Below are 24,419 nucleotides of genomic sequence, written 5' to 3' on the forward strand. Positions count from 1 at the left end.
CGCGGAGCTCGCACGCTGACGCGGAGCTCGCACGCTGGCGCGGAGCTCGCACGCTGACGCGGAGCTTGCACGCTGGCGCGGAGCTTGCACGCTGGCGCGGAGCTCGCACGCTAACGCAGGCCCCGGGAGCCGTCGGCTGAGTATCTCCGTCGCAGCAAAGTGTAGATTTGCACAATAAAGGAGCATGCCTATGGCAAGGTTTTCTCAGCACTGCCCAAAAAACCGCGACTTCGATAAAGCGTTAATGTGTTAAAACGATGTGTGGCTTCTGCACCAGGCAACACTGCCGCTCAAGCGCAGCCGCTCATCTGACGAATGCGCTTCTTTTATAGAAGCTTCTCTTCATGCTCGCTAGCCCAGGGTGCTGTTTTGCCGGGCTAACGCCAGCCACAGAGCTTATTTCCCTCGAAATCATCGATCTGAAATGGTAACGCAAGTGAGCATCCCTATTTCGCATGTTTGGCTACCCGATTCCGCGTTTTTGACCAAATTAGGCTGCCCAGTCTGCGTTACATTTTAAAAAGGCCGCGTTTCAGCAAAATAGCGTTTGTCACTTGCGTTAGAGAGGGAACGAAAGCGGCCGGGTGAGACCTGCATCTCCGCCGTGAACACCCGGGTCATGTAATGGACGCTGCTAAAGCCGGTCAAACCGGCGATTTCTTTGATCGGCAGGTCGGTTGTCCGCAGCAAATAGGCGGCTTGCCGCACCCGCTCGCGGCGAACGTACTGGACGAAGCTTTCCTTGATATTGCTCGTGAACAGGCGGGACAAATGGCGCTCGGAGACGTTCAGATACCGGGCAATCTGCTTCAGCGACAGCTCCTTGTCCAGATTGTCGCGGATGTAAGCCTTGGCCCGTTGCAGTGTCACGGAGGCGCGCGGAGGCTCGCTGCCGATGGGTGCCGTCCCGTCCATGAACAGCCCATGGAAGGAGACGAGCAGGGCGTGCGCCAGCCCAGGCAGCAATCCGGGTCCCGCGGCCCAGCAGGTCTTCTCGGGAATGAGCAAAGATTTCCACAAGGCCGCCGCGCACGAAGCGTCCCCGTCCGGCACGATAGCCCGGGCGTGCAGCGCCATGGCGCCGTACCGCTCCGCCTCATGACGGGACGATCTGCCCTCATCCACCTCGTAGGCGACGTACAGCAGGCGCAGCCCGCCGTCGCTCAAGAGCTGATGCGTCGCGCCGGGTCTCGAGCAGATGAATGTCCCCGGCCGCAGCGGGTACCGCTCCCCCTCCTCCATATAGGTTCCCTCGCCGTCCAGCACATGGCAGACTTCGAAGAACGAATGCCGGTGCACGGGATTGTAGCTCAGCCGCGGCTCAAAGCCCCAGTAATGCACCCGGAAGCACAAGTCTCCGCTGCCCGGCAGCATCGCGTGCCCGTTCAAGCGGGCGGCGCTTTCTTTCGTCAAGTACGTCACGCCGAATCTCTCCCTTGCAAGAAGATGGCCGAAAAAGACAAAAAAGCGGCGCCTCCGGATAAATACCGTTTTCCCCTGCCCCTATTATACTAAAAGCGTAACAAGCTAAATACAGCGGGATTTGTACATGGCGCCTGTACAGATCGCGCGCGAGCAAAGGAGGCCGCCTGACATGGTGACGGAAAAGGATGCCGATTTTTACAAAGAAAACGGATATTTGCTGGTGAGGGGCGTATTCTCGCAAGAAGAAGTGGAGGCGATGCGGGAGGCGGTGGAAAAGATCATCCAACGTGCCGCCCAGGCCAATATGGACCGCAATCATGCCTGGAAAGGCGATTATTTGCCCCCGGAACAGCTGAGCAGGCTGGTGCTGAAAGGCTTCCACGACGTTCATTACCACGATGCCGCATTTCTGAGAGCGCTGTCGCACCCGGGCATGGTGGCCGTGCTGAACCGGCTGATCGGTCCGAACGTGCAGCTCCATCATTCCAAGATGCTGGTCAAGCCGCCGGAGAAGGGAGCGGCGTTCCCGATGCACCAGGATTATCCGTATTTTCCGCACGAAAAGCATTCGATGCTGGCGGCCAGCGTCCATCTCGACGATGCAGACGAGGAGAACGGCTGCCTGCGGGTGATCCCGGGTTCGCACAAGCAGGGGCCGCTCCCGCATACGGGCCGCCATTATTTGAACCACAAGGAGTATCCGATCTCGCTCGGGACGCCGTGTCCCGCACGGGCCGGCGATGTGCTGTTCTTCAACTATTTGACGATCCACGGCTCTGACGTCAACCGCAGCGCACGCACCCGCAGGAACGTGCTGTTCCAGTACCGCGACGCCGCCGACGCTCCGACGAGCAGCGTGCATTTTGACTGGGGGATGGGGCTGATGGTCAGCGGGGAGAACCCTTATTTCGATAAGGCGAAGCCGAATTTCCGAATTATTTCGTGATCGGCGAGCGCGAGCTGTCTCCGGCCCGGGTTCGGGACTCGGGGACGGCTCTGCTTATGTGCCGCTTCCGAGCGGGTGTAGGAGAGGGGAGGGAATGCCCCCGCCGTTCGTCCGCTTCGTCTCCCGCTCAACCGGCCGAAGCGTCCTCGCTCCGCTGCCGCTCAGGGCGGGGCCTACTCTCCCGAGGTGCTCCAGCTTGGCTCAACAGGCCGAAGCGTCCTCGCTCCGCTGCCGCTCAGGGCGGGGCCTACTCTCCCGAGGTGCTCCAGCTTGGCTCAACAGGCCGAAGCGTCCTCGCTCCACTGCCGCTGGGCAGTTCGCACCTGCTCCCAAAAGTGCTCCAGCTCCTGCGCCGCCAGCTCCCGCACAAAGCCAATATCCTCGCCGATCAGCTCGGGGGACCATTTTCGTCCCAGCCCTGCGTGCACCACCTCATCAGCCCAGTCGTAATCCTGGAATTGCGCCATCAGCGGATGCTTCGCCACATCCCGGCAAAACTCGTACTCGCCGGCTTTGCCGGGCCGCTTCATCGCTCCCTCCTCGATGCCGATGGACAGCCACGCGTACTGAGCTCCGGGAATTTTCGCGGCGTTCACATCGTAATCGGACGTGTATTGGGGCCGGCTCATCCAATCCTCGCCCTCGCACTCCAGCGCAGCCTGGCCGAACAAGGCGTGCCGCACCTCGTCCCACAGATGGCGCGCCAAATCCTTGTAGAACGCCCACGGCATATGCTGCTGCGAATACAGAACGGCGGCGATCAGCTCGGCAGCGGTCATTTCTTCCTGCCGCACGCGCATTTTCTCCAGCAAGCTTCTTCGCACCGGATCGTCCGGGGGCTGGGCAACGCCGGTGCGCGCCAGCGTCGTCGGGCCCATCCTCCGCGGGTCGCGCACCGACCGGACAGGCAGGACGTAAGGCTGTTGGGAGCGAATGCGGCCAGGCAACTGCGGCGGCTTCTTCCCAAGCCCGGCGATGCCTCCGGCGGCGGCCATAATGGAATTCAGTTGTTCTTTAAAAAGAACAAGCTCCCCATTGCCGGCGCTCAAGCGCTCCAGCTCGCCAATCATCTCCCCGCCCCAGGCGATCTGCTCCTCCAGATCCAGCGCGATTCCCCGCAAAATGCGAATGGTCGGCTGGTCGACGATTTGCTGCGTGACGGCCATATGCTGCCGGTAAGCTGCCAGCAGCGCCGGCTTGATCACAGCGTAGATGCCGACGGTCAGCTCCAGGTCGCTGCGGGCGTGGAGCAGCTCATCCATCAGCAGCCCAAGGGCCGCGTCAGGCTCCCGGCTCAGCGCGGCCGGGGAAGTGCGCAGCTCGGCAATGCGCTGCCGCAACAGGTCCGCCGCCTCGGCGTCCTCATACAGATGCTTGCCGAGCGCCGCCTTCAAGTCCCAATTCTCCCTGGCTGGCAAATGCCCTGCGGCGGTTCGCAGCAGGCGCTCGTGGATGTATCGATAACGCTGCAGCAACCGGGCGTTTTGTTCGACGCTGTACGCTCCGAGCGCATGCGGGTTGGCGATGCCTGCGTATGACAGCATTCGAATCCCTCCTTAAGGATTTGATCCAAGGCTTGAGCCTTGCCTCCATTATCCCTGCTGCGGCGCTGCCTGTTCCATGCAGCGAACCGTACCGATGGTGGATTTATTTGATATTTGCGAACAGCACATACCGGTTGAGCGGATAAGGCGCATCGTAAGCGCCCGCAGGGGCCAAATGGCGGATGCGCGGATCGGCGAACTGTCTGCGGTATTCTGTGGCATTCATTCCTTTGATCTTCACAAAGCAGCGGGAAAAATAATGCTCATCGCGAAAACCGACGGCGTAGGCGATTTCCTTCACCGTCTCCTCGCTCTGGATCAGCTGCCAAGCGGCCCGCTCAATGCGGCGGCGCACGAGCTCCTGCTGCGGCGGGATGCCCATTAGGCGCACGAACACGCGCGTGAAATGCTCGTGCGTCCAGCCGGACCGGCGGGCGATCTCGGCCACGGACAGGGGCTGATGCAGCCGCTCCTCCATGTATTCGAGCGCCCGCATCAGCTGCGGCGGCAGCGCAGGCTCAGCCGCCGCCTCCGCTTTGTCCGCCTCGGCCAGTCCCTTCAGTTCGGCCAATATCGCCTGCAGCAGCGTGACGCAGCGGGCTTCCCAGCAGGCGGGCCGGCTCGCGGACAAGTGAAGCAGGTGCCGGAGCATAGCCGGCACCAGCGGGGACTGCCCTGCCGGAAGCACCGGGCGGGCAGCGGAAGGCAGCGGCGCAGCGGCGGATGAGCCCGCGGCGTGAGATGGTGCAGCGGCGGATGGGCCCGCGGCGTGAGGCTGCGCAGCGGCGGATGGGCCGACGCGGAAATGCACGAACAGATGCCTCGTCGGGGCATCGGGATCGAAGCGGTACGCGTGCTCTTCCCCAGGGCGTGTCAGCACGAAAGACGGCTCGCTCAGGCGGAAGCTTTGCGCGCCGGTCCGGTATACGGTGCCGGAGCCGGACGGGAAATAGACGAGCTCGTACTCGGCGAGCCGGCGCGGCCCCAGCGTCCAGCCGGCTTTGACCGTAAAATCGCCGGCCATGAGCAGCCGAACGGGGGCGCAAGCGGCGGACGCTTCGTTCTCATCGATAACGGTCATGGAATCGCGGGCTCCTTTCATAGTCATGGTGTGAAGGCTGCTTGCGCTTTATCGTTCGGTCCGGAAACAATTTGCAGTTGTTCACCCGCGGCCTGCAGGAAGGAAATCGGCTCTTGTTAGCGAATTTTCTCATCGATAATCCACGAAAGGGGCATCTTACTGCCTAATTGCCGAATCGAAGGGGGGAAGTATGATGCGGGTACGCAGGCTGCTCAAGCTGTATCATTTTTCCAGTCGTTGTGTCAAGCGCTTGCATTCGATTGCCGTCCAGCTGTTTTTGCTGTTCTTCGTCAGCATCCTGCTGCCGGTGCTGATTGGAGGCTACATTTCCTATCTGAAGTCGGCGCGAATGATCGAGGAGCAGGTGAGCAACGTCGCATCGCTGACGATCAAGCAGGTCAGGGACAACATGAATTTTATTTTCAAAAGCATCGATAATACGTCTATGCGGCTTGTCAGCAACAAGACGATTCACGAGGCTCTGCAAGCTAAGAATATCACAAACGACTACGAGAGTATTCAACTGAACACTGAGGCCAAGGAATTTATTATGTCGCTGATCATGAACATGCCGGAAATTATGGACATTTTTATCCTCGACATCCATAAGCAAAACTCGGTCGTCAGCTCGTCCTTCGTGATCGATCCGTGGCAGACGGAATGGTATCGGAAGGTCGTCCAGGCGGACGGCTCCGCCGTCTGGTTCGGCCTGTCCAATACGTCTTATGTCAAGGGCAGCGACATGGGCATTCCCGTCTTCGGGATGGGCCGGATGGTCAAGGATGTGGATACGGGCAAACCGCTCGGTGTCCTGTTCATCGAGGTGCGGGGTAAAATATTGACCGACACGCTGGACGATCTGCAGTTCGGGCAGACGGGTTATACGTATTTGGTCGACCGGGATAACCGCTACACGTACCACCGCGAGCCGCAGCTGTTCGGCCATCTGTCCGATTTGACGCTGCCGGCCAGTACGGAGGTCATGCGGGTGCAGGGCAAGGACATGATGGTCGTGCCAAGCGAGCTGAACAACGGCTGGCGCGTCGCCGGCATCGTGCCTGTCTCGGAGCTGGTGGCCAGCTCGGTCGAAATCCGCGACTTGACGAACTGGATTGCGCTGGCCTCGGCGATCGTCGCCATCATCATGGGATACTACGTAGCTTACAAGATAGGCCGTCCTCTTGAATCGCTGACCAGGCTGATGAAGCGCAGCGAAGCCGGCGATTTGACGGTCCGATCTCCGATCGTCGGCAAGAACGAGATCGGCCAGCTCGCCCGCAGCTTCAACAAGATGATTAAGCAGATCGACGTGCTGATCGGGCGCATCGCCGAGGAGGAGAACGAGAAGAAAAAAGCGGAAATCCGCGCCTTGAGATATCAGATCAACCCTCATTTTTTGTACAATACGCTGAACTCGATTCGCTGGATGGCGAAGCTGCAGCGGACGGAGGATGTCGCCAACGCGATCACGACGCTCGTTCATCTGCTCGAAGCCAGCCTTGAGCGCAGCGGGCCGATGGTCCCTCTTGGAGAGGAGCTCAGCCTGCTGCAAAAGTATATGGTCATTCAGCAATACCGGTACAACAACGACATTGCCCTGCGCATCGATTGTCCCCCGCACCTTAAGCAGATTTCGATCCCCCGCATGCTGCTGCAGCCGATCGTCGAAAATGCGATTTTTCACGGCATTGCTCCGAAGGAAGAGTGCGGCTCGATTTCGGTCAGCGTCCATGCCGAAGGCAAGGACGCTGTCATCGTCATCGCGGACGACGGCATCGGCATTCCGCAGGAGAAGCTGCCGCATCTGCTCTCCGGCAACAGCGGCCAGCGGGCCAGCGGCATGACGCGGATCGGCCTGGCTCATGTGCATCAGACGCTGCAGCTGTATTACGGCCCGTCCTACGGGGCGCAGGTAAGCAGCACGGAAGGGAAAGGGACGGTTGTCCGGCTTGTCGTGCCAATGAGAGAGGAGGAAGAAGGTTATGTACAAAGTGCTGCTGGTCGATGACGAAGCTTTCGCGCGGATCGGGCTGCGCGATACGTTCGATTGGGAAGGCAACGGCTTTGTGCTGATCGGCGAAGCCGCCAACGGGAAAAGCGCGATGAAATGGATTGAGCGGGGCGAGGTCGATATCTTGATCACCGATATCGCCATGCCGGTCATGGACGGCCTGGAGCTGATGCGGGCGGCCCGCGAGCGCTGTCCCTGGATCAAGATCGTGCTGCTCAGCTGCCACAGCGATTTTGCTTTCGTCAGGGAAGGCATGCGGATGGGGGCGTCGGATTATTTGCTGAAGCCGACGCTGGAGCCGGCCGATCTGAAGGAGGTGCTGGACAAGGTAAAGCTGCAGATCGAGGAGGACCGCAAAATCAGCGAAATGTACGTGCAGCAGGAGCTGACCGGACGGCGGATCGAGCTGGAGAGGACGTTCGCCAGGCTGCTGACAGGCGAAGCGGGGGAAGCCGGCGCTGCGGCGAGCCCGCCGTGGCTTGCCGGAGGCTTCCGGGCGGTCGTGTGCCTATTGGACGGCGCTGCGGCGCTGCTCTCGGAGGAAGGGGGCATCTACGTGGAGATGGTGATCGAGGAGGCGCAGGACAGCTTCTACGAGTGGGCCGGAGAGGGCGTGGCCTTTCGCGGCCATGCCGACCAGCTGATCGCCGTCATGCCGGCGCGGGAAGAGGACGAGGCGGCCTTCGTCGACCAATTGAAAGCATATCGCGACCTGCTGGAAGGAAGAGGCTTCTCCTTCACGATGGGCATAAGCGGCATGTATACCGGGGCCGGCGAGGTGAAGCAGGCGATTCGCGAAGGGCGCGAAGTCGCCAAGCTGCGGTTCTTTCGCGGGCCCGGCGGCATTCACCGCCGCCGGCAGGCGCTCCGCCCGGATGCCGGCAAAGCGGAGGCGGCCGCCTGCCTATGGATGCAACTGCGGCAAGCCGTGGAGGATCGGCGGCGGGAGGATGCGACTGCCTGCCTGGGCGAGCTGATGCAGCATTGGACCGAGCATGACCGGTCGCCGGCGGAGGTGAAGCGGGAGGCGCAGGACGCGCTCGCCCTGTTCGATGCCGGGCGCACCGTGCCGCTGGAGCGGATCGAGACGCTGCGCGGAATGGAGACGGCGGACGAGGTGCGGGGCCTGGTCCAGGCCGCCTTCGACGAGCTGTGGCGCACCGGGGAGAAGGAAGAGGACAAGGGGCTGCACCGGCGCATCGTGGCCAAAGCGATCGAGTACATGAAGGAGAACTATTCCCGCAATATCAGCCTGCAGGATGTGGCCGACCATGTCGCGATCAGCAAAAATTACTTCAGCGAGCTGTTCAAGAAAACGACGGGACAGACGTTCATCGATTATTTGATCAGGCTCAGGCTGAACCGGGCCAGCGAGCTGCTGCGGACGACGACGCTGAAAATATACGAGATCGCCGAAATGTCCGGCTTCAACGACGTGAAATATTTCAGCAAGGTGTTCAAGAAGGTGATGAAGGTGTCGCCGGCGGATTACCGGGAAGGCCGTGGCGGTTAACCAACAAATTCCCCAAATTTCGGAAAGCAGTACACCATTTCGGAAAATAATCGGTTTATGCAAGAGAACCGGTCCCGTTATACTGAAAGCGTATTCAATTTATATATCGAAGGGGATGATCGATATGAAGTTGAACAGGAAGATGCCGTGTGCGGCACTGGCAGCCATCATGCTCGTGCCGGCGCTTGCAGCCTGCAGCAGCGAGGGAAGCCAGGGGGGGGCGGAACCGAAGTCGGGAGAGAAAATCAAGCTGACTTGGTCCACGTGGGGAAATCCCGGTGAGCTCGGACGGTTTCAGGAGTTTACAAAAGAATATAACGCGAAACATCCGAACGTGGAAGTCGAGCTGATCCCGGTGCCGAGCGATTATGAGCAAAAAATATTGACCCAGCTCAGCGGAGGCACGGCGCCGGACATCTTCTACTCCGGAGACAGCACGATCGCCAAGCTGATCGAGAACGGGACGATTACCGAGCTGACGCCGCTCATGAAAGCGCCGGACAGCAAAATCAAGGAGGCCGATTTCTTCCAGGGCTTGTGGGGCGCCGCCAAGACGGAGGACGGCAAAGTGTACGGCGTGCCCGTCGACTGCAACCCGCTCATTCTGTGGTATAACAAAAAGTTGCTGCAGGAAGCCGGGGTGTCCGAGATGCCGGCGGACCTCTTCGAGAAGGGGCAGTGGACATGGGACGCCTTCAAGGGAATGCTGGAGAAGCTGCGAGCAAGCGACAAGCACGGCTTCGTGCTGGACAACGACTGGAACCGGTATTACAGCTTCGTGACGAGCAACGGGGGGACGATTTACAACGACCAGGGGGAATTTATCGCGGACAAGGATCCGAAGACCGTTGAAGCGTACAAGTTCCTCTATGACAACGTGAAAAATAAAAATATCACCTTCGCCGGAACGCTGCCCAAAGGCCAAGGGGGCGATGCGATGTTCATGTCCAATCAGGTCGGCTTCGTCTCTGCGGGACGCTGGTATTTGCCGATCTTCAAGCAAAATAAAGACCTGGAGTTCGACATCGTTCCTTTTCCGACGAATACCGGCAACAAAATCGAGCCCGCCGGCGTCGCTACCGCTTATATGGTCATGAACAAAAGCACCAAGCACCCGGAAGAAGCATATCGCTTCCTGAGCGAGTTCGTCTCCAAGGAGGGGCAAATTTTCCGCCTGCAGGGCGGCGGCAATGCCGTTCCTTCCGTCGAGGGCGCCGACGAAGTCGTGCTGGAGGGCAACTTGCCGGAGCATGCCAGCTATTTCCTCGATGCGCGGAACATCGGCTATGCCCTGACGCCGTTCCAGGCGGGCGTACCGGGCTTGAGCAAGGTCATTACGGACGAAATGGAAGCGCTGTGGCTGAAGGACGGCAATCTGGAGGAAACGCTGAAGACGCTTGGCGTGAAGGCTAACGAGAAGATTAAAGAATACAAGGCAAGCAAGTAACGGACCGGCGCTGTTCGCGCCTGGTTGAACGGGGAGGAGGCGCCTGCTTGCGGCGCCTTCCCCCTATTCATTGGAAGGTTGGTGTGCTGTATGAACAAGCGCTTGACGGATAGCCTGTGGGGGTACGCCTTCATTTTGCCCCAAATGATCGGGCTCATCGTATTCGCCCTGATTCCGCTCGTATCGGCCTTTGTGCTGAGCTTTATGAAGTGGGACGGCTTCGGGGCCAAGGAATTTATCGGACTGGACAATTTCGTCGGCCAATTCCGCAATCCGGATTTTACGCTGGCTTTATGGAATACGGCATGGTATACGTTTCTCGTCGTGCCTGTAGGCATCGTGCTCGCTATGCTCGTGGCGGTGGCGCTGAACAAGGTGCGCGGGAAGGTCATTTATCGGCTTTTTTACTACATGCCCGTCGTTACCAGCTCCATCGCGGTCTCGATCGTATGGCTGTGGCTGCTCAACTCGGAATTCGGCATCATTAACGTCTATTTGAAGCAGTGGTTCGATATCGAAGGGCCGGATTGGCTGACAGACCGCAAGATGGTCATCCCGTCCATCGCCATGCTCAGCATCTGGTGGGGGCTGGGCAGCAATATGGTCTTGTTCCTCGCCGGTCTCCAGGGGATTTCTTCAAGTTATTACGAGGCGGCGCAAATCGACGGCGCCAGCAAATTTCGCCAATTTTGGCACATTACGCTTCCGCTGCTGTCGCCGACGACGTTTTTCTGCACTATTATGTCCATCATCGGCTCGTTTCAGGTGTTCGACCAGTCGTTCGTCATGACAGGGGGCGGACCGGCCAAGGCAAGCTATACGATCGTGTATCATGTCTATCAGCTGGCTTTCGTCGAGTTCACGTTTGGCAAAAGCGCTGCGGCGGCGGTCATCCTGTTCTTCATCATTTTGACGCTCACTTTGATTCAGATGTATACGTCCAAGCGATGGGTTCATTACGGAGGCTAAGCCGCCCGATTCAAGGAGGGAAATGACATGGAAGCTAACATTAACAGTCGGGCGGAGCGCTCTCGCCGGGCGGCTTGGGCGATCGTTCGGACGAACCGGAGCGGAACGAGTCCGCTCGCCACCGCACTGCTGCATGCGCTGCTCATACTCGGGGCGATTGTGATGGTCGGCCCGTTCATCTGGATGGTGCTCAGCTCATTGAAGACGTTCTCGCAAGTATTTCTCATTCCGCCCAAGTGGATTCCCGACCCGTGGGAATGGGGCAACTACAAGCGTTCGTGGGAGGCGCTCCCTTTTGGCCGGGCGTACTTCAACAGCTTCTATATCGCGTTCATATCGGTAGCGTGCAAGCTGATTACGTGCTCGATGGCGGCCTACGCCTTCGCCAAAATCCGTTTTCCGCTTCGCGGACCGCTGTTCATTCTGTTTTTGGCGACGATGATGGTGCCGGGCCAAGTGACGATTATCCCGCTGTACTTGATGATGAAAAGCATCGGCTGGCTCGACACGCATCTGGCATTAATGGTGCCGGCCGCGCTCCTTGACGCCTTCGGCGTATTTCTGCTTCGCCAGTTCATCAAGGGCATTCCCGACGAGCTGGAGGAGGCGGCGATCGTCGACGGGGCGGGCCGCTTCACGATCTACTCGCGCATCATCATCCCGCTGATCAAGCCGGCGCTGGCAGCGCTCGCGATTTTCACTTTCCTGGGGATGTGGAACAGCTTCTTCGGCCCGCTGATCTTCCTTAATACCCCGGACAAATTTACGGTCCCGCTGCTGCTCAATCTGTTTCGCGGCATGTATATTACCGACTGGACGCTGATGATGGCGGGTTCGGCCATTGCCGTCGTTCCGGTGCTGATCGTGTACATGATCGGACAGCGGTATATTATTGAAGGGGTCACCTTGACAGGCATCAAAGGATAAGAAAAACGTCTATCGGCGTCTATTCAGAGATGAGCGACCGCGGTTTTAGCGGTCGTTTTTCTTGCTGCAGAAAGTCGCACTTCGCCTTATCGCTTTCGCAAAGTTAACTTACTGTAACGTTAAAAAAGGATACGCAGCTTGGAGAGGGCAACGGCGCTCGGCCGTTTGTTTGGAGTCCCTGAGGTGGCTCCTTAATAAACATCGTCTTCGGTTGTGGTTAAATTTTTGGATCAAATAGAAATTAATAACAATTTAGGAGCGTCATCGATGCCGAGTTGAACTCCTGTACTTGTCCGGCGGCGGCTTCGCGTCCGTCGAGGAAATGGATGCAGGAAGCGCGGGCAAGTTTGGAGGAGATGCCGGCAAAGCCGGTGGATGGTAGCGAAAAGGCAGGGAGAATTTTTTGCGCATCTGGTTTGGAATGCTGCGGCTTGGGGAACAGTAAGCTTATCCTCATGCAGCAAAGGAGAGAAATCAGCCGTGCTAAAGCTGATTACCAAGCTTCTGTTAAATGGCGTCGTTGTCGTGCCGTTCCTGCTCATGTTTACCGAGGCTACGTTCCTGCAAGCGATGGTAGCGGCTGTACTGCTTAGTTTGATCGCTTATGCCGTCGGTGATCAAGTCGTGCTAAGGAACACAAACAGCAATGCGGTCGCTTCGATTGCGGATGCCGGGTTCGCTTTTCTATATTTTCTCCTGGCCGGAGCGATGATGGATTGGTCGCTGACCCTCGGCGAGATGTTTGTATTAGCTATAGGGATCGGCGTGATCGAATGGTTCTTCCATATTTTGCTGTTAGGCACGAGAAGAGAACCGGCCTGAGCGGGGCGCAGGACGCCCTGATTGGCGTTCGCTCGCCGCTCGGCAATAACGGGCATTCCGGGGACACAAGGCGGAACCTTATGTCATTGCAAGCCAGCTCACATTAAGGAGGGAGAACGAAAAACAACCTTATTTCTTTTGGATCGCCAAAAAGGAATAATGGTTGTTTTTCGTTTTCTTATTCTCCTTCAGCCGGGCGCCGTGCGGAACGTATCGATTTCCTCGAACAGCTGCCGGGACAGCGCCAAAATGTCGTCCGCCTGCGCGGCGATTTGCCGGACGGCTTCGTCCTGGGCGCCGGAGCTCGAATATGCCTTCTCGGTGCCTGCCGCGATCTCCTGAGCGATGCCCGCCGCCTGGTGCGCGGAATCGACCAGCTCGCCGTGCTTGGCGTGCACGCCCGCGATGCCGGCGAAGACGCCCTGCAGCTGGCGGTCAAGCTCCTCCATGGATAAGCGGATGCGGCGAAACGCCTCCATGCTGCCGTGCATGCTTTCGCTTTGCCGTTCGGAGGCGAGCCTTGCTTCCTTCAGCTCCAGATCGAGCCGCCCGATGTTCTCCTGCAACGAACGAATCAAATCGCTGATCGTCCGCGACGACTGCACGGTTTGGCTCGACAGCTGGCGCACCTGATCGGCGATGACGGCAAAGCCGCGGCCGTGGCTGCCAGCCCTTGCGGCTTCGATGGAGGCGTTCAGCGCCAGCACGTTCGTGCGGCTCGAAATGTCCGCGATCGTGCCGACGATGCGGCCGATTGCCGCGGAGCTTTCGGCGAGCGAATCCATCGCGGCGCACACTTTGCCGAGCAGTTCCTCCGACAGAGAGGACGCCTCGGACAGTCGCTCCATCGCCGCCGCGCCTTGCGCCGTATTGTCTCTTGCTTCGATGCTTCTCTCGCGCACCGTTTCCGTATGCTGCGCGATCGAGCGCATCTGCTCCTTAAGAGCGGCGATGAGGCGCACGCTATGCTCCGACCGCTCCGCCTGCTCGGCGGCGCCGGAGGCGATCTCCTCCATCGCCTTGACGATATCCCGATTGGCCGAAGCGGTGGAAGCGGAAAATTCGGTCAGCGTCCGCGAACAATCGGCCAGAGAGCCGGCCACGTAACGAATGCGGCCGACCATGCCGCTCACCTGCTCGACCATATGATCGAAGCCGCGGCTGAGGTCGCCCAGCTCGTCGTCCGCAGCGTCGCCGATCGTATGGCGCAAATCGCCGGCGGCGATCCGCTGCACTGCCGACTGCAGCCTGAAGACCGGCTTCGTAATCGCGCGGATCAGGATCAGGCCGATGCCGATACATAGCGCCAGCACGCCCAGCATTCCGGCAACCGCGATCCTTGCGGAGCCGTCGATCATCCGGCTGGTGGCAGCCGCGGCAGCCTCAGCGTCTTCCTTATAAGCCTGGGCGAACTGGTCCGCCAGCTCGAAGATGTACTCCTTGAACAGTTGCGATTCGTTGTAAACCTCGATGAACTGCCGGTTCATCTCGCTTTCCGACAGCGCCTGGTTATTCATAATGGCCAGCGCCTGATCGAAGGCCGCCGTAAATTCTTCAGCGGTATTCTTCAGCCGCGCTCCCCATTTTCGTTCGTCCGAATTGCCGGCCGTGGCTGCCGTCTGTTCCACGAGTTGGTAGAAGATAGCTTTGCCTTCATTGTAATGGGCCGCTAGATCAGGCTTCCTGGTTACGATCATCGCTGACTTGATGGCGTCCAGCTCGTTCGCCTTCAGCTTGAGCTGCATGGCGAGCAGCTGTTTGCCTGTTTCCCTGTTCTGAAACTCGATCTGCTCCTTCATCTTTCCGAATTGCAGCAGATGGAAGAACGATGCGCCTCCCGCGACGAGCAGGATGGCCGCAAAGCCGAGGATGAGCTTCGCCAGCACGGATAGACGCACACGAATGCGGCCTTTCCGAAGTCCATGGATGAGAAGCTTGGCAAGCTTCATAGTTTCCCTCCCGATGACGCATATTTCGGCGTGAGTCTTAAGGCTTACCGCCTGGTACGATTGTACCGGTCACGGGTAAACTCTATGTCTCCCTAATGTAAAGGAAGTGTTAATGTTTTGTCGGACCTTGGGGAATCCGCGATAGGAGCGCGCGGTGAACGGGCGAAAGCTCCGAGTCATATTTTACATTCCGTTAACAAACCGATGAAATAGCGAAAACATACGGGCGGTAACATGAAACCCGTGAGCGAAAAACAAAAAACGAATTCAAGGAGTGGTCAAGTTGTTGAAAGGAATCGCAAAGAAAAGCACGCTGGCCTTGGCAACGGCCGTATTGACCCTGACAATGGCCGCATGCGGCACGCAGCAGTCGCAAGGCGGAGGCACGCAAGGAAGCGCGAATCCCGCGCCGGCGGCAGAGGGCGGCGGCTCCGCTGCGGCGCTGTCCGGCGAAATCAAAATCGACGGCTCCTCGACGGTATATCCGATCTCCCAGGCAGTCGCCGAAGAGTTCATGGCCAAGCATAAAGGCGTCAATATCACCGTAGGCGAATCGGGCTCCGGCAACGGCGCGAAGAAGCTGATCGCCGGCGAAATCGATATTGCCGACATGTCACGCAAGTTCAAGGCGGAAGAGCTCGAAGAGCTGAAGACGAAGCAAAACACGGAAGCGGTCGAGATGCCGATCGCCCTGGACGGCGTAACGGTCGTCGTCAACAAGAACAATACGTTCGCCAAAGAAATGACGGTTGAAGAACTGAAGAAGATTTGGTCCAAGGACAGCACGGTCAAAAAGTGGAACGAAATCCGTCCGGAATGGCCGGACAAAGAAATCAAGCTGTACGGCCCGGGTCCCGCTTCCGGCACGTTCGAGTTCTTTACGGAGGCGATTAACGGCAAGGCGAAAGAATCCCGTTCCGACTATACTCCTTCCGAGGACGACAACGTGCTCGTGAAAGGCGTGGCCGGCGACGAATTCGCCCTCGGCTACTTCGGCTACTCCTACTATGAGGAAAACAAAGATAAGCTGAACGCCGTTGCCATCAAGAAGGATGCGAATTCTCCGGCAGTTCTGCCTTCTCACGATACGATCGAAGATATGTCTTATGCGCCGCTGTCTCGTTACATCTATATTTACCCGACCAAAAAGGCGATCGAGCAGCCTCACATCAAGGAATTTTTGAAATTTTACAATAGCAGCGAAGGCGCCGAGCTCGTCGAGGCCGTGAAATATATCAGACTTCCTGAAGACGTTGTGAACAAAAACCTCGAAGCCCTGAAATAATTGAACAAAAAGCGCAGCGAATGCGCAAGCGACAACCGTGGTGTGCCATAGTCGAACGCTATGGGATGCCACGGTTTTCATCCGATATTCAGAAGCCTTGCGACGTGGGGGAATGGCCAGTGGAAACAGAACTGAATACGCAGACGACGGATTTTACAAAGAAAAAAAAGATGATTTCATCCGATGTGCTGATTCCGAAAATACTTGCCTTGTTCGCGTTCATCTCCATTTTCACGACCGTAGGGATTGTCGCGATCCTGATCTTCGAATCGGTCAACTTTTTCCGCGCCGTGCCGTTCCTTGATTTCATTACGGGAACCAAATGGACGCCGCTGTTCGAGCCGGCCCAATTCGGCGTGCTGCCGCTGATTGCGGGAACGCTGATGGTTACGGTCATCGCCAGCATCGTCGCCATCCCGATCGGCCTCGGCAGCGCGATCTATTTGAGCGAATACGCTCCTGCCCGGGTAAGAAACATCGTCAAGCCGATTCTCGAGATATTGGCGGGCATTCCGACGATCGTCTACGGCTTCTTCGCCTTGACGTTCGTGACTCCGCTACTCAAGCTGTTTATTCCGCAGGTGGAAATTTTCAATGCGCTTAGCGCCGGCATTGTCGTCGGCATCATGATTATCCCGATCATCTCCTCGATGAGCGAGGATGCGATGGTCGCCGTTCCGAACTCGCTGCGCAACGGCGCTTACGCCTTGGGAGCGACGCGCTTCGAGGTCGCGGTCAAAATCGTCGTGCCGGCCGCGCTTTCCGGCATCGTCGCCTCCTTTGTGCTCGGCCTCTCGCGGGCCATAGGCGAGACGATGATCGTGACGCTGGCTGCCGGCAGTCTGCCGAACCTGGAGTTCAATCCTCTGAAGAGCATTCAGACCTTGACGGCTTATATCGTCTCGGTCAGCTCGGGGGATACGCGCTACGGCTCGGTTGAATATTTGACGATTTATGCCGTCGGCATCACGCTTTTTGTGATGACGCTGCTTATGAATATTTTGGCGGGCTATATTTCCAGAAAGTTCAGGGAGGAATATTGATGGCTGACAACGGGGAACTGCGGCATATCGCCAAACGCAAAAGAAAGAACAGGCTGTTCCACCAGCTGTTTTTCATGTCCACCTGCTTCGGAATCGTAGCGCTCGCCTTGCTGCTGATACAAGTGCTCGTCCAAGGGGCAGGCTGGCTCGACTGGGATTTCCTGACCAGCTACGCCTCGCGGATCCCTTCCCGCGCCGGCATTTTGGCCGCGCTGGTCGGCACCTTCTGGCTGATGGTCATTACCGCGCCGCTGACCTTTATCATCGGCGTCGCCACCGCGATCTATCTGGAGGAGTACGGCAAGGATACGCGGCTGAGCCGGCTGATCCAGACGAATATTTCGAACCTGGCCGGCGTGCCTTCCATCGTGTACGGCCTGCTCGGTCTGACCGTGTTCGTCCAGCTGCTGAGCATGGGGCGCAGCCTGCTGGCCGGAGCGCTGACGATGACGCTGCTCGTGCTGCCGATCATTATCGTGTCCTCGCAGGAGGCGATCAAGACGGTGCCGCAGTCGCTGCGCAACGCCTCGTTCGCGCTTGGGGCGAACCGCTGGCAGACGATCGTGCGCGTCGTGCTCCCGTCTGCGCTGCCGGGCATTATGACCGGCTCGATCCTGTCCCTCTCCCGCGCCATCGGGGAGACGGCGCCGCTGATCGTCGTCGGCGCAGTGGCCTACGTCGCCTTTTTGCCGAGCTCGCCGCTCGACACGTTCACGGTCATGCCGATCCAGATATTCAACTGGGCGAGCCAGCCCCAGGCGGAATTCCAGAACGTCGCCGCGGCGGGCATCATCGTGCTTTTGATTATGCTGCTCAGCATGAACGCCTTCGCCATCTTTTTACGGAATAAATATCAGAAGAAGCAATAGATTGAATAAGGGGGACGCGGGCATGTCCATCGTAAGCATCAACAAACTGAATCTTTATTATTCCGAATTTCATGCGCTAAAAAATGTCGATATGAGCATCGAGGAAAAGTCGGTGATGGCTTTCATCGGCCCGTCCGGCTGCGGCAAATCGACGCTGCTGAGGACGCTGAACCGGATGAACGACATGATTAACGGCATTCGCATCGAAGGCGAGGTGAAGATCAGCGGACAAAATATTTATTCCCCCGACGTAAACGTGGAGCTGCTGCGCAAAAACATCGGGATGGTGTTCCAGCAGCCGAATCCGTTCCCGAAGTCGATCTACGACAATATCGCTTACGGTCCGCGCATTCACGGCATTCGCGACAAGGCGCAGCTGGACCATATCGTCGAGTCGAGCCTGAAGGCGGCTGCGCTCTGGACCGAGGTGAGCGACAATCTCAAGAAGTCGGCTTACGGGCTTTCCGGCGGACAACAGCAGCGTCTGTGCATCGCCAGGGCGCTGGCGGTCAATCCGCAAATTTTGCTGATGGACGAACCGACATCCGCCCTCGACCCGATCTCGACGCTGAAGATCGAGGAGCTGATCCGCGAGCTGCGCGAGCGGTACACCATCGTCATCGTCACCCACAATATGCAGCAGGCAGCGCGGATTTCCGACTATACGTCGTTTTTCCTGAACGGGGAAGTGATCGAGTCCGACCAGACGGATAAAATTTTTACGACGCCGACCGATCAGCGAACCGAAGATTACATTACCGGCCGTTTCGGTTAAATGGCCTGGCAAAGGTAAAGGGGCGATGAATTTGGATACGAGATCGAACTTCCACAATGCGGTGGAGGACCTGCAAAACGAACTGCTCGGCATGGGCAAGCTGGTCGAGCAGCAGATCAGCCGGGCGGTGAAGGCGCTCGCCTTGCTGGACGAATCGCTGGCCAAGCAAATTATCGGCGACGACGACCGGATCGACGAGAAGATGCTGGAGATCGAAGAGGCGTGCCTCAAGCTGATCGCCCTGCAGCAGCCGATGGCGGTCGATCTCCGAACGATCGGCATGGCCATGAAAATTTCCATCGATCTCGAACGGATCGCCGACCATGCCGTCGATATCGCCAAGGTCGCCGCGCGGCTGTCCGGCGAAGAGCTGGTGAAGCCGCTGGAGATCATCCCGCAGATGGCCGAGCTCGTCCGGGAAATGCTGCGCGAAAGCCTTGCCGCGTATACCGAGCGGAGCATTCACCGGGCCGCGGCGCTCGCCGAGAAGGACGACGAGGTCGACAAGCTCTACAGCGCCGTCATGAACGAGATCATCGGGCTGATGGGCGAGGAGTTCGCCCGCAACCGCCAATTGACGCAACTGATGCTGGCGGCGCACTTCCTGGAGCGGGTCGGCGACCATGCGACCAACATCGGCGAAGGCGTCATCTATATGGTGACCGGCAAGCGCAAAGATTTGAACATATAATGCGGGGCGCGCAAGCTCCGCTAACGGACGCAAGGCGGGGAGAGAGGCTCCCCGCCTTGCTTCGCTGCGAGTCGCCTTGCTTCGCGGCAAGCCGCCTGCTGATTCCGGCCGCGGCAAAGTATCGCAGCAAAGGCGGATTGCCATATGTAAGTATCGGGCTTCTAAATGGGCGGCGTCCCCGGGGGATTTTCAACAGAGTCAGCAAATGTTGTGTTTTGTACAACAAAAACGGGGAAACAGGCGCACCCGCGGTTTAATATTGCAAATCGTGCAACATTTCGGGCGATGTTCCCTGGTTTGAAGCCCATCGCGCCTAAATTGTTGCACGAAATGCAACATTCCCCTTCCTCTTGGGTGAAGGATACGGAAAATGTTGCATTTTATGCAGGATTCGTCGCCTCGTGTACTCCTGAGTATTTTTTCATATGCCTTCGCCGAAAAAATAATCGTGCTGCTGCGTTGGATGGCTTAAAGCCGCTTTTTTTCGGTGCGAGGCGAAATGCATGATGCCTGCGGCAATGCCCGCAGCCATCGCCCAGAGCGGGTTGATTCCGAAATCGAACAAAATCAGCACGGTGGAAGCGGCCAGCATGAAGGTGAATTTGTCCGGCACCGAGCTTTTCCATACGCGAAAGGCAGCGTACAGAATCATCGCGACGACAGCCGGGCGAATGCCCTGAAGAGCGGCGTCGATGTAATGATTGTCCCGGAATGCGGCGAAGAAGAAGGCCATCGTCAGAACGATCAGCGAAGTGGGCATTACGATGCCCAGCAGCGCGGCGATGGAGCCGGGAAATCCGGCCAGTCGGTAGCCGACCATGGTCGCGGTGTTGACGCCGATGGCCCCGGGTGCCGCGCCGGACAACGCAAGCACGTCGGTCAATTCGTCGGTGCCCAGCCAGCCGCGCTTGCGCATTTCTTTTTCGATAACGGGAATGATGGCGTACCCTCCGCCGAAGGCGATCGGGCTGATCGTGAAGAATGTCCAGAAGAGGTGCAGCAGCAGTCGGACGGACGGTCTGTTTTTGGTCATGTGAGTCACTCCTTCTGCGTGCGTTTGCTTTTATTATACACCCCTTTTTGCCAAATTGAAATAAAGTTTTTCTCGCCATTCGGCACGTCAAGGCGGCTTTGTCCGCCACCGGGTTGTGCGCGGGCTGCCGATGCAGGCGCTTCAGGGCATTGCGCCATGTGAGGTCTCGGGCATTAAGGGAACAGCTCGGTCAGCTGATCCAGGCTTTGAATCACATATACTTTTCGTTTCCCCAGCTTCGGCTTCTGGACGGCTTCCTTGCTCCGGACGCTTCCTGGCTGCAGCCAGACCGAATCGATACCTGCCCGGGCAGCTCCGACGACATCGTGCGCCCAGGAATTGCCGATCATGACGGCCTGGCGGGGCGTCAGCTTCATCGCGTTCAGCGCAATGCGGAACAGATGCGGCGACGGTTTTTTTTCGTAGGCGGAACCCGGGGTGAAGATGCGGTCGCCGGGAAACAGATCGGCCAGACCGAACCGCTTCAGTAAAGCGACGATTTCTTTCCGGGGGCTGTTGCTGATAATGGCGAGCCGATAGGAGGACGCGAGCGTCCTCAGCGCGGTGTCCGCTCCGGGCAGGAGGGCCTTGGAGGCGGACTGCATCGTTCTCGCTTCCTGCAGGAAGCTGCGGGCGAAGCTCGCCGGCACCGGTACCGCGAGCGCCGTCATCGCTGTTTGCAGACAGCTGCGCTGCAGCTCTTCCAGCTGGGACGGAGGCACGCGGTTTTTGTGATGCTTTCGCCACTGCAGCATATATTGCTTCCATATTTCCTCTGCCGACGGAATGTACTCGCTGTCCCAACGGGCGGCGTATTCCTCCCATACGCGGCGAAAGCATTGCTCGAAGGTGAGCTGCTTGCGGATTAACGTCTGGTTGACGTCAAAAAAGATCGCCCGTTTGCCGGGCGGAAGTATAGGCTTGCTCAAGGCGGCCGACCTCCGATCTTTCGAACGCATCCTTCGGATGCCTGCTTGCGGATTGCCCGCGCTACTACAGTTTATGCCGCATTCCGCACAGCCAATCTCTGTCGGACAGGAAGGACGCGTTATTTTTTTACGGGAGGGGAGGTCTGCTTGCGGCGGGAAGATAAGGAGGGCGAAGGCGTTTATTCTGAGGCCCTCGTATGTTATCATATATCATATATGTCACGATGCAGACACTACGGGCGGGAACCTTGCGAAGCGTTGCCGCCTGTTTAGGCTTCGGCTCCCGCGGCAGCCGGCTTCGGTTCCCGGGATGCGCTGTTATTATGGATGAGAATCGGGGTGCCCAATGTCCAAACTCATATTGATCGACGGCAACAGCATCGCTTACCGCGCGTTCTTTGCGCTGCCGCTGCTGAGCAATGCCAAGGGCTTGCATACGAATGCGGCTTACGGCTTCACGACGATGCTGCTTAAGCTGGTGGAGGAGCAGAACCCGTCGCATTTTCTCGTGGCATTCGATGCCGGAAAAGCGACGTTCCGACATAAGGATTACGCCGAATACAAGGGAGGCCGGGAGAAGACGCCGCCGGAGCTGTCCGAGCAGTTTCCGCTGATTAAAGAGCTGCTTGCAGCGATGGGCATCAAGCAGTTCGAGCTGGACGGCTACGAGGCGGACGATATTATCGGCACGCTGACCCGGCTGGCCTACGAGGACGGCGGCATGGACGTCATCGTCGTTACCGGCGACAAGGATATGCTGCAGCTCGTGTCCGAGCGCGTATCGGTCGCCTTGACCCGCAAGGGAGTCAGCGAAATCGAGCTGTACGATCCCGCCCGGCTTCACGAGAAATACGGCCTGAAGCCGCAGCAGATCATCGACCTCAAGGGGCTGATGGGCGATGCGAGCGACAACATTCCCGGTATCCCCGGCGTCGGGGAGAAGACGGCGCTGAAGCTGCTGCACGAGTACGGCTCTGTCGAAAACGTGCTGGAGCAGGCGGCCAATATCAAGGGCAAGCTTGGCGAGAAGGTGTCCCAGCATGCGGATTCCGCGCGCATGAGCAAGGAGCTGGCTACCATTTTCCGGGAGGTGCCACTCGAACTCGGCTGGGACGATATTCGCTTCCAAGGCTACGACCGTCAGGCGATGGCGGACATGTTCCGCAAGCTGGAATTCAAGTCGTTGCTGGAGAAGATGGATCTGCCGGCGGCGGACGCGGGAACCGGCGCGGCGGAGACGGAGAGGCTCGAGCTTGACAGCATGCAGCGGATGACGGGCGACACGCTGGGGGAGCTGGTGGACGCATTGCCCGCCGTTGCGGCGCTGTATGTCGAAGTGATCGGAGACAACCCGCATACCGCGGACGTTATCGGCATTTCCTTTGCGGCGGACGAGCCGCTGCGAAGCTATTATGTCCCGTTCGGCCTGCTTCAGGACGAGTCCTGCGCTGCGGCGGGGCAGGTGCGCGATTGGCTCGCCGCTGAGGACAAAAGCATTGCCGTCTACGATCTGCACCGGTCCATTGTCGCGCTGGATTGGCGCGGCATGAAGCTGGGCGGCGTCGACTTCGACGTGCAGCTGGCCGGCTATTTGCTCGATCCGACGGAATCGACGCTGACGCTGGACGGGCTTGCCGCGCGCTACGGACTGCCTTCGCTGCCTTCCGACGAGGCAGTGTACGGCAAGGGAGCGAAATTCCAGCTTCCGCCGGAGGACAAGCTGTCGGATCATTTGTGCCTCAAGGCTGCGGCAGTGCTCCGCCTGACGTCCAGGCTGAAGGACGCGCTGGAGAAGGACGGCATGCACCGGCTGTTTTATGAGCTGGAGCTGCCGCTGGCGTCGGTGCTGGCGGCGATGGAGCGGAAAGGCTTCCGGGTCGATACCGAGGAGCTGAAGGCGTACGGCCGCGAGCTGCAGGCGCGGCTCGAGGAGATCATGCAGACGATCTACGACGAGGCCGGGACCGAATTCAACATCAATTCGCCCAAGCAGCTCGGGGAAATTTTGTTCGACAAGCTGCAGCTGCCGGTCATCAAGAAGACGAAAACCGGCTATTCGACCGACGCCGAGGTGCTGGAGAAGCTGGAGCCGTATCATCCGCTGGTCGGCCATATTTTGAATTACCGGACGCTGGCCAAGCTGCAATCGACTTATGTGGAAGGGCTGCTCAAGGAGGTTCGCCCCGATACGGGCAAGGTGCACACTTATTACAAACAGACGATCGCCGCGACGGGCCGCCTCAGCAGCCAGTACCCGAACCTGCAAAATATCCCGATCCGCCTGGAGGAAGGCCGAAAAATCCGCAAAGTATTCGTCCCTTCCGAGCCGGGTTGGCGCATTGTGACTGCAGACTATTCGCAGATCGAGCTGCGCGTGCTGGCGCACATTTCCCAGGATGAGAAGCTGATCGAGGCGTTCCGCGAAGGGCTCGACATTCATACGAAGACGGCGATGGACGTCTTCGGCGTCGCCGAGGACGAGGTGGACGCGAACATGCGCCGTCAGGCCAAGGCCGTCAACTTCGGCATTGTCTACGGCATCAGCGACTACGGGCTTTCGCAAAACTTGAATATTACCCGGAAGGACGCGGCCAAGTTTATCGAGCAGTATTTCGCCGCATTCCAAGGGGTCCGAAGATATATGGACGATATCGTCAAGAAAGCGCGGGAACACGGTTACGTAACGACGCTGCTGCAGCGCAGACGGTATCTTCCCGAGATCAAGGCTTCCAACTTCAACCTCCGTTCGTTTGCTGAGCGGACGGCCATGAATACGCCCATCCAAGGCACGGCTGCGGATATTATTAAGCTGGCCATGGTGCAGATGGACGAGCGGATGAAGCGGGAGAACCTGAGAAGCCGCATGCTGCTTCAGGTGCACGACGAATTGGTGTTCGAGGTGCCGGAAGACGAGGTCGGCCATATGAAGAAGCTCGTAGCGGAAGTCATGGAGCAGGCGATCGAGCTGGATGTCCCGCTGAAAGTAGATGTGGACGACGGCGGCAACTGGTACGAAGCCAAGTAACGACCTGGCGGACGGCAGCGGGTGCGAAGCCGAGCAATGGCCTGTCGGGCGGCAGCGGGCATGAAGCCGAGCAACGGGCTAACAGCTTCAGACAGACGCCTATGACGAGTGATTCCTTCGTCATCGGTCGTCACC

Annotated in this window: 19 protein-coding genes; 13 read left to right on the plus strand and 6 right to left on the minus strand. The window is 58.5% G+C overall.

What is annotated here, in order from left to right; all coding sequences use genetic code 11:
- Positions 1 to 516 precede the first annotated feature (516 nt).
- Complete coding sequence (locus tag F591_RS27815; RefSeq protein WP_019534572.1) at positions 517 to 1,422, minus strand: AraC family transcriptional regulator; 906 nt, start codon at positions 1,420 to 1,422, stop codon at positions 517 to 519.
- A 172-nt stretch (positions 1,423 to 1,594) separates the two neighbouring features.
- On the opposite strand from F591_RS27815, the gene F591_RS0110580 reads away from it, so the two are divergent.
- Positions 1,595 to 2,371: a phytanoyl-CoA dioxygenase family protein gene (locus F591_RS0110580; RefSeq protein WP_019534573.1), complete on the plus strand. Its 777-nt coding sequence runs from the start codon at positions 1,595 to 1,597 to the stop codon at positions 2,369 to 2,371.
- Positions 2,372 to 2,646: 275 nt separating this feature from the next.
- On the opposite strand, the gene F591_RS0110585 is transcribed toward F591_RS0110580, so the two are convergent.
- Both F591_RS0110585 and F591_RS0110590 read right to left on the minus strand, forming a co-directional pair.
- On the minus strand, positions 2,647 to 3,915 hold the full coding sequence (locus F591_RS0110585) for a hypothetical protein (protein ID WP_019534574.1): 1,269 nt from the start codon (positions 3,913 to 3,915) through the stop codon (positions 2,647 to 2,649).
- 103 nt (positions 3,916 to 4,018) lie between these two features.
- Entirely contained in the window at positions 4,019 to 4,996 is a 978-nt protein-coding gene (locus F591_RS0110590; protein WP_019534575.1) for an AraC family transcriptional regulator, read from the minus strand.
- Between the two features lie 193 nt (positions 4,997 to 5,189).
- Here F591_RS0110590 and F591_RS0110595 point away from each other — a divergent pair, with 193 nt between their 5' ends.
- The 6 genes from F591_RS0110595 to F591_RS27820 all read left to right on the plus strand — a co-directional run bounded on the left by F591_RS0110595 (position 5,190) and on the right by F591_RS27820 (position 12,685).
- On the plus strand, positions 5,190 to 7,004 hold the full coding sequence (locus F591_RS0110595; RefSeq protein ID WP_019534576.1) for a cache domain-containing sensor histidine kinase: 1,815 nt from the start codon (positions 5,190 to 5,192) through the stop codon (positions 7,002 to 7,004).
- Positions 6,979 to 8,520: a response regulator transcription factor gene (locus tag F591_RS0110600; protein WP_019534577.1), complete on the plus strand. Its 1,542-nt coding sequence runs from the start codon at positions 6,979 to 6,981 to the stop codon at positions 8,518 to 8,520. Before F591_RS0110595 ends, F591_RS0110600 begins: the two co-directional genes overlap by 26 nt.
- A 124-nt stretch (positions 8,521 to 8,644) precedes the next feature.
- Complete coding sequence (locus F591_RS0110605) at positions 8,645 to 9,967, plus strand: ABC transporter substrate-binding protein (protein WP_019534578.1); 1,323 nt, start codon at positions 8,645 to 8,647, stop codon at positions 9,965 to 9,967.
- 90 nt (positions 9,968 to 10,057) lie between these two features.
- The gene (locus F591_RS0110610) at positions 10,058 to 10,936 is read left to right on the plus strand and encodes a carbohydrate ABC transporter permease (protein ID WP_019534579.1); all 879 of its coding nucleotides are present in this window, start codon (positions 10,058 to 10,060) and stop codon (positions 10,934 to 10,936) included.
- A gap of 27 nt (positions 10,937 to 10,963) precedes the next feature.
- A complete protein-coding gene (locus F591_RS0110615; protein ID WP_019534580.1) occupies positions 10,964 to 11,863 on the plus strand; it encodes a carbohydrate ABC transporter permease in 900 nt (299 codons plus the stop codon).
- A 480-nt stretch (positions 11,864 to 12,343) separates the two neighbouring features.
- Positions 12,344 to 12,685, plus strand: a complete 342-nt coding sequence (locus tag F591_RS27820; RefSeq protein WP_019534582.1) for a DUF2512 family protein — start codon at positions 12,344 to 12,346, stop codon at positions 12,683 to 12,685.
- Between the two features lie 188 nt (positions 12,686 to 12,873).
- Here the strand turns inward: F591_RS27820 and F591_RS27825 are convergent, their stop codons facing one another.
- On the minus strand, positions 12,874 to 14,634 hold the full coding sequence (locus tag F591_RS27825; RefSeq protein WP_019534583.1) for a methyl-accepting chemotaxis protein: 1,761 nt from the start codon (positions 14,632 to 14,634) through the stop codon (positions 12,874 to 12,876).
- Between the two features lie 286 nt (positions 14,635 to 14,920).
- Between F591_RS27825 and F591_RS0110635 the strand changes: the two genes are divergently transcribed.
- From F591_RS0110635 to phoU, 5 genes are all read left to right on the plus strand, one after another.
- Positions 14,921 to 15,919 carry a PstS family phosphate ABC transporter substrate-binding protein gene (locus F591_RS0110635; RefSeq protein WP_245581021.1) on the plus strand — a complete coding sequence of 333 codons (999 nt, stop codon included), beginning with the start codon at positions 14,921 to 14,923 and terminating at the stop codon, positions 15,917 to 15,919.
- Positions 15,920 to 16,089: 170 nt separating this feature from the next.
- A complete protein-coding gene (gene pstC, locus F591_RS0110640) occupies positions 16,090 to 16,962 on the plus strand; it encodes a phosphate ABC transporter permease subunit PstC (RefSeq protein ID WP_051109172.1) in 873 nt (290 codons plus the stop codon).
- Positions 16,962 to 17,831, plus strand: a complete 870-nt coding sequence (pstA, locus tag F591_RS0110645) for a phosphate ABC transporter permease PstA (RefSeq protein WP_019534586.1) — start codon at positions 16,962 to 16,964, stop codon at positions 17,829 to 17,831. The genes pstC and pstA overlap by 1 nt, the downstream gene beginning before the upstream one ends.
- A gap of 22 nt (positions 17,832 to 17,853) precedes the next feature.
- Positions 17,854 to 18,606: a phosphate ABC transporter ATP-binding protein PstB gene (pstB, locus tag F591_RS0110650; protein ID WP_019534587.1), complete on the plus strand. Its 753-nt coding sequence runs from the start codon at positions 17,854 to 17,856 to the stop codon at positions 18,604 to 18,606.
- 31 nt (positions 18,607 to 18,637) lie between these two features.
- Positions 18,638 to 19,297, plus strand: a complete 660-nt coding sequence (phoU, locus tag F591_RS0110655; protein WP_026326526.1) for a phosphate signaling complex protein PhoU — start codon at positions 18,638 to 18,640, stop codon at positions 19,295 to 19,297.
- A gap of 421 nt (positions 19,298 to 19,718) precedes the next feature.
- Here phoU and F591_RS27830 read toward each other — a convergent pair whose 3' ends face one another.
- Both F591_RS27830 and F591_RS0110665 read right to left on the minus strand, forming a co-directional pair.
- Complete coding sequence (locus F591_RS27830) at positions 19,719 to 20,330, minus strand: chromate transporter (RefSeq protein WP_019534589.1); 612 nt, start codon at positions 20,328 to 20,330, stop codon at positions 19,719 to 19,721.
- Positions 20,331 to 20,503: 173 nt separating this feature from the next.
- Positions 20,504 to 21,259, minus strand: a complete 756-nt coding sequence (locus tag F591_RS0110665; RefSeq protein WP_026326527.1) for an HAD family hydrolase — start codon at positions 21,257 to 21,259, stop codon at positions 20,504 to 20,506.
- Between the two features lie 346 nt (positions 21,260 to 21,605).
- Between F591_RS0110665 and polA the strand changes: the two genes are divergently transcribed.
- Entirely contained in the window at positions 21,606 to 24,284 is a 2,679-nt protein-coding gene (gene polA / locus F591_RS0110670) for a DNA polymerase I (protein ID WP_019534591.1), read from the plus strand.
- Positions 24,285 to 24,419 lie beyond the last annotated feature (135 nt).

The sequence above is a fragment of the Paenibacillus ginsengihumi DSM 21568 genome (genome assembly GCF_000380965.1).
In the GTDB taxonomy this organism is placed as follows: Bacteria; Bacillota; Bacilli; order Paenibacillales; family NBRC-103111; genus Paenibacillus_G; species Paenibacillus_G ginsengihumi.

What these genes read in the sequence shown, in the direction of transcription:
- pstA (WP_019534586.1), top strand. Translation starts at nt 16,962, where the DNA reads ATGGCTGACAACGGGGAACTGCGGCATATCGCCAAACGCAAAAGAAAG.
- polA (WP_019534591.1), top strand. Translation starts at nt 21,606, where the DNA reads ATGTCCAAACTCATATTGATCGACGGCAACAGCATCGCTTACCGCGCG.
- F591_RS0110580 (WP_019534573.1), top strand. Translation starts at nt 1,595, where the DNA reads ATGGTGACGGAAAAGGATGCCGATTTTTACAAAGAAAACGGATATTTG.
- F591_RS0110585 (WP_019534574.1), bottom strand. Translation starts at nt 3,915, where the DNA reads ATGCTGTCATACGCAGGCATCGCCAACCCGCATGCGCTCGGAGCGTAC.
- F591_RS0110615 (WP_019534580.1), top strand. Translation starts at nt 10,964, where the DNA reads ATGGAAGCTAACATTAACAGTCGGGCGGAGCGCTCTCGCCGGGCGGCT.
- F591_RS0110610 (WP_019534579.1), top strand. Translation starts at nt 10,058, where the DNA reads ATGAACAAGCGCTTGACGGATAGCCTGTGGGGGTACGCCTTCATTTTG.
- F591_RS0110605 (WP_019534578.1), top strand. Translation starts at nt 8,645, where the DNA reads ATGAAGTTGAACAGGAAGATGCCGTGTGCGGCACTGGCAGCCATCATG.
- F591_RS0110590 (WP_019534575.1), bottom strand. Translation starts at nt 4,996, where the DNA reads ATGACCGTTATCGATGAGAACGAAGCGTCCGCCGCTTGCGCCCCCGTT.
- F591_RS27825 (WP_019534583.1), bottom strand. Translation starts at nt 14,634, where the DNA reads ATGAAGCTTGCCAAGCTTCTCATCCATGGACTTCGGAAAGGCCGCATT.
- F591_RS0110595 (WP_019534576.1), top strand. Translation starts at nt 5,190, where the DNA reads ATGCGGGTACGCAGGCTGCTCAAGCTGTATCATTTTTCCAGTCGTTGT.
- F591_RS0110600 (WP_019534577.1), top strand. Translation starts at nt 6,979, where the DNA reads ATGTACAAAGTGCTGCTGGTCGATGACGAAGCTTTCGCGCGGATCGGG.
- pstB (WP_019534587.1), top strand. Translation starts at nt 17,854, where the DNA reads ATGTCCATCGTAAGCATCAACAAACTGAATCTTTATTATTCCGAATTT.
- F591_RS27830 (WP_019534589.1), bottom strand. Translation starts at nt 20,330, where the DNA reads ATGACCAAAAACAGACCGTCCGTCCGACTGCTGCTGCACCTCTTCTGG.
- pstC (WP_051109172.1), top strand. Translation starts at nt 16,090, where the DNA reads ATGATTTCATCCGATGTGCTGATTCCGAAAATACTTGCCTTGTTCGCG.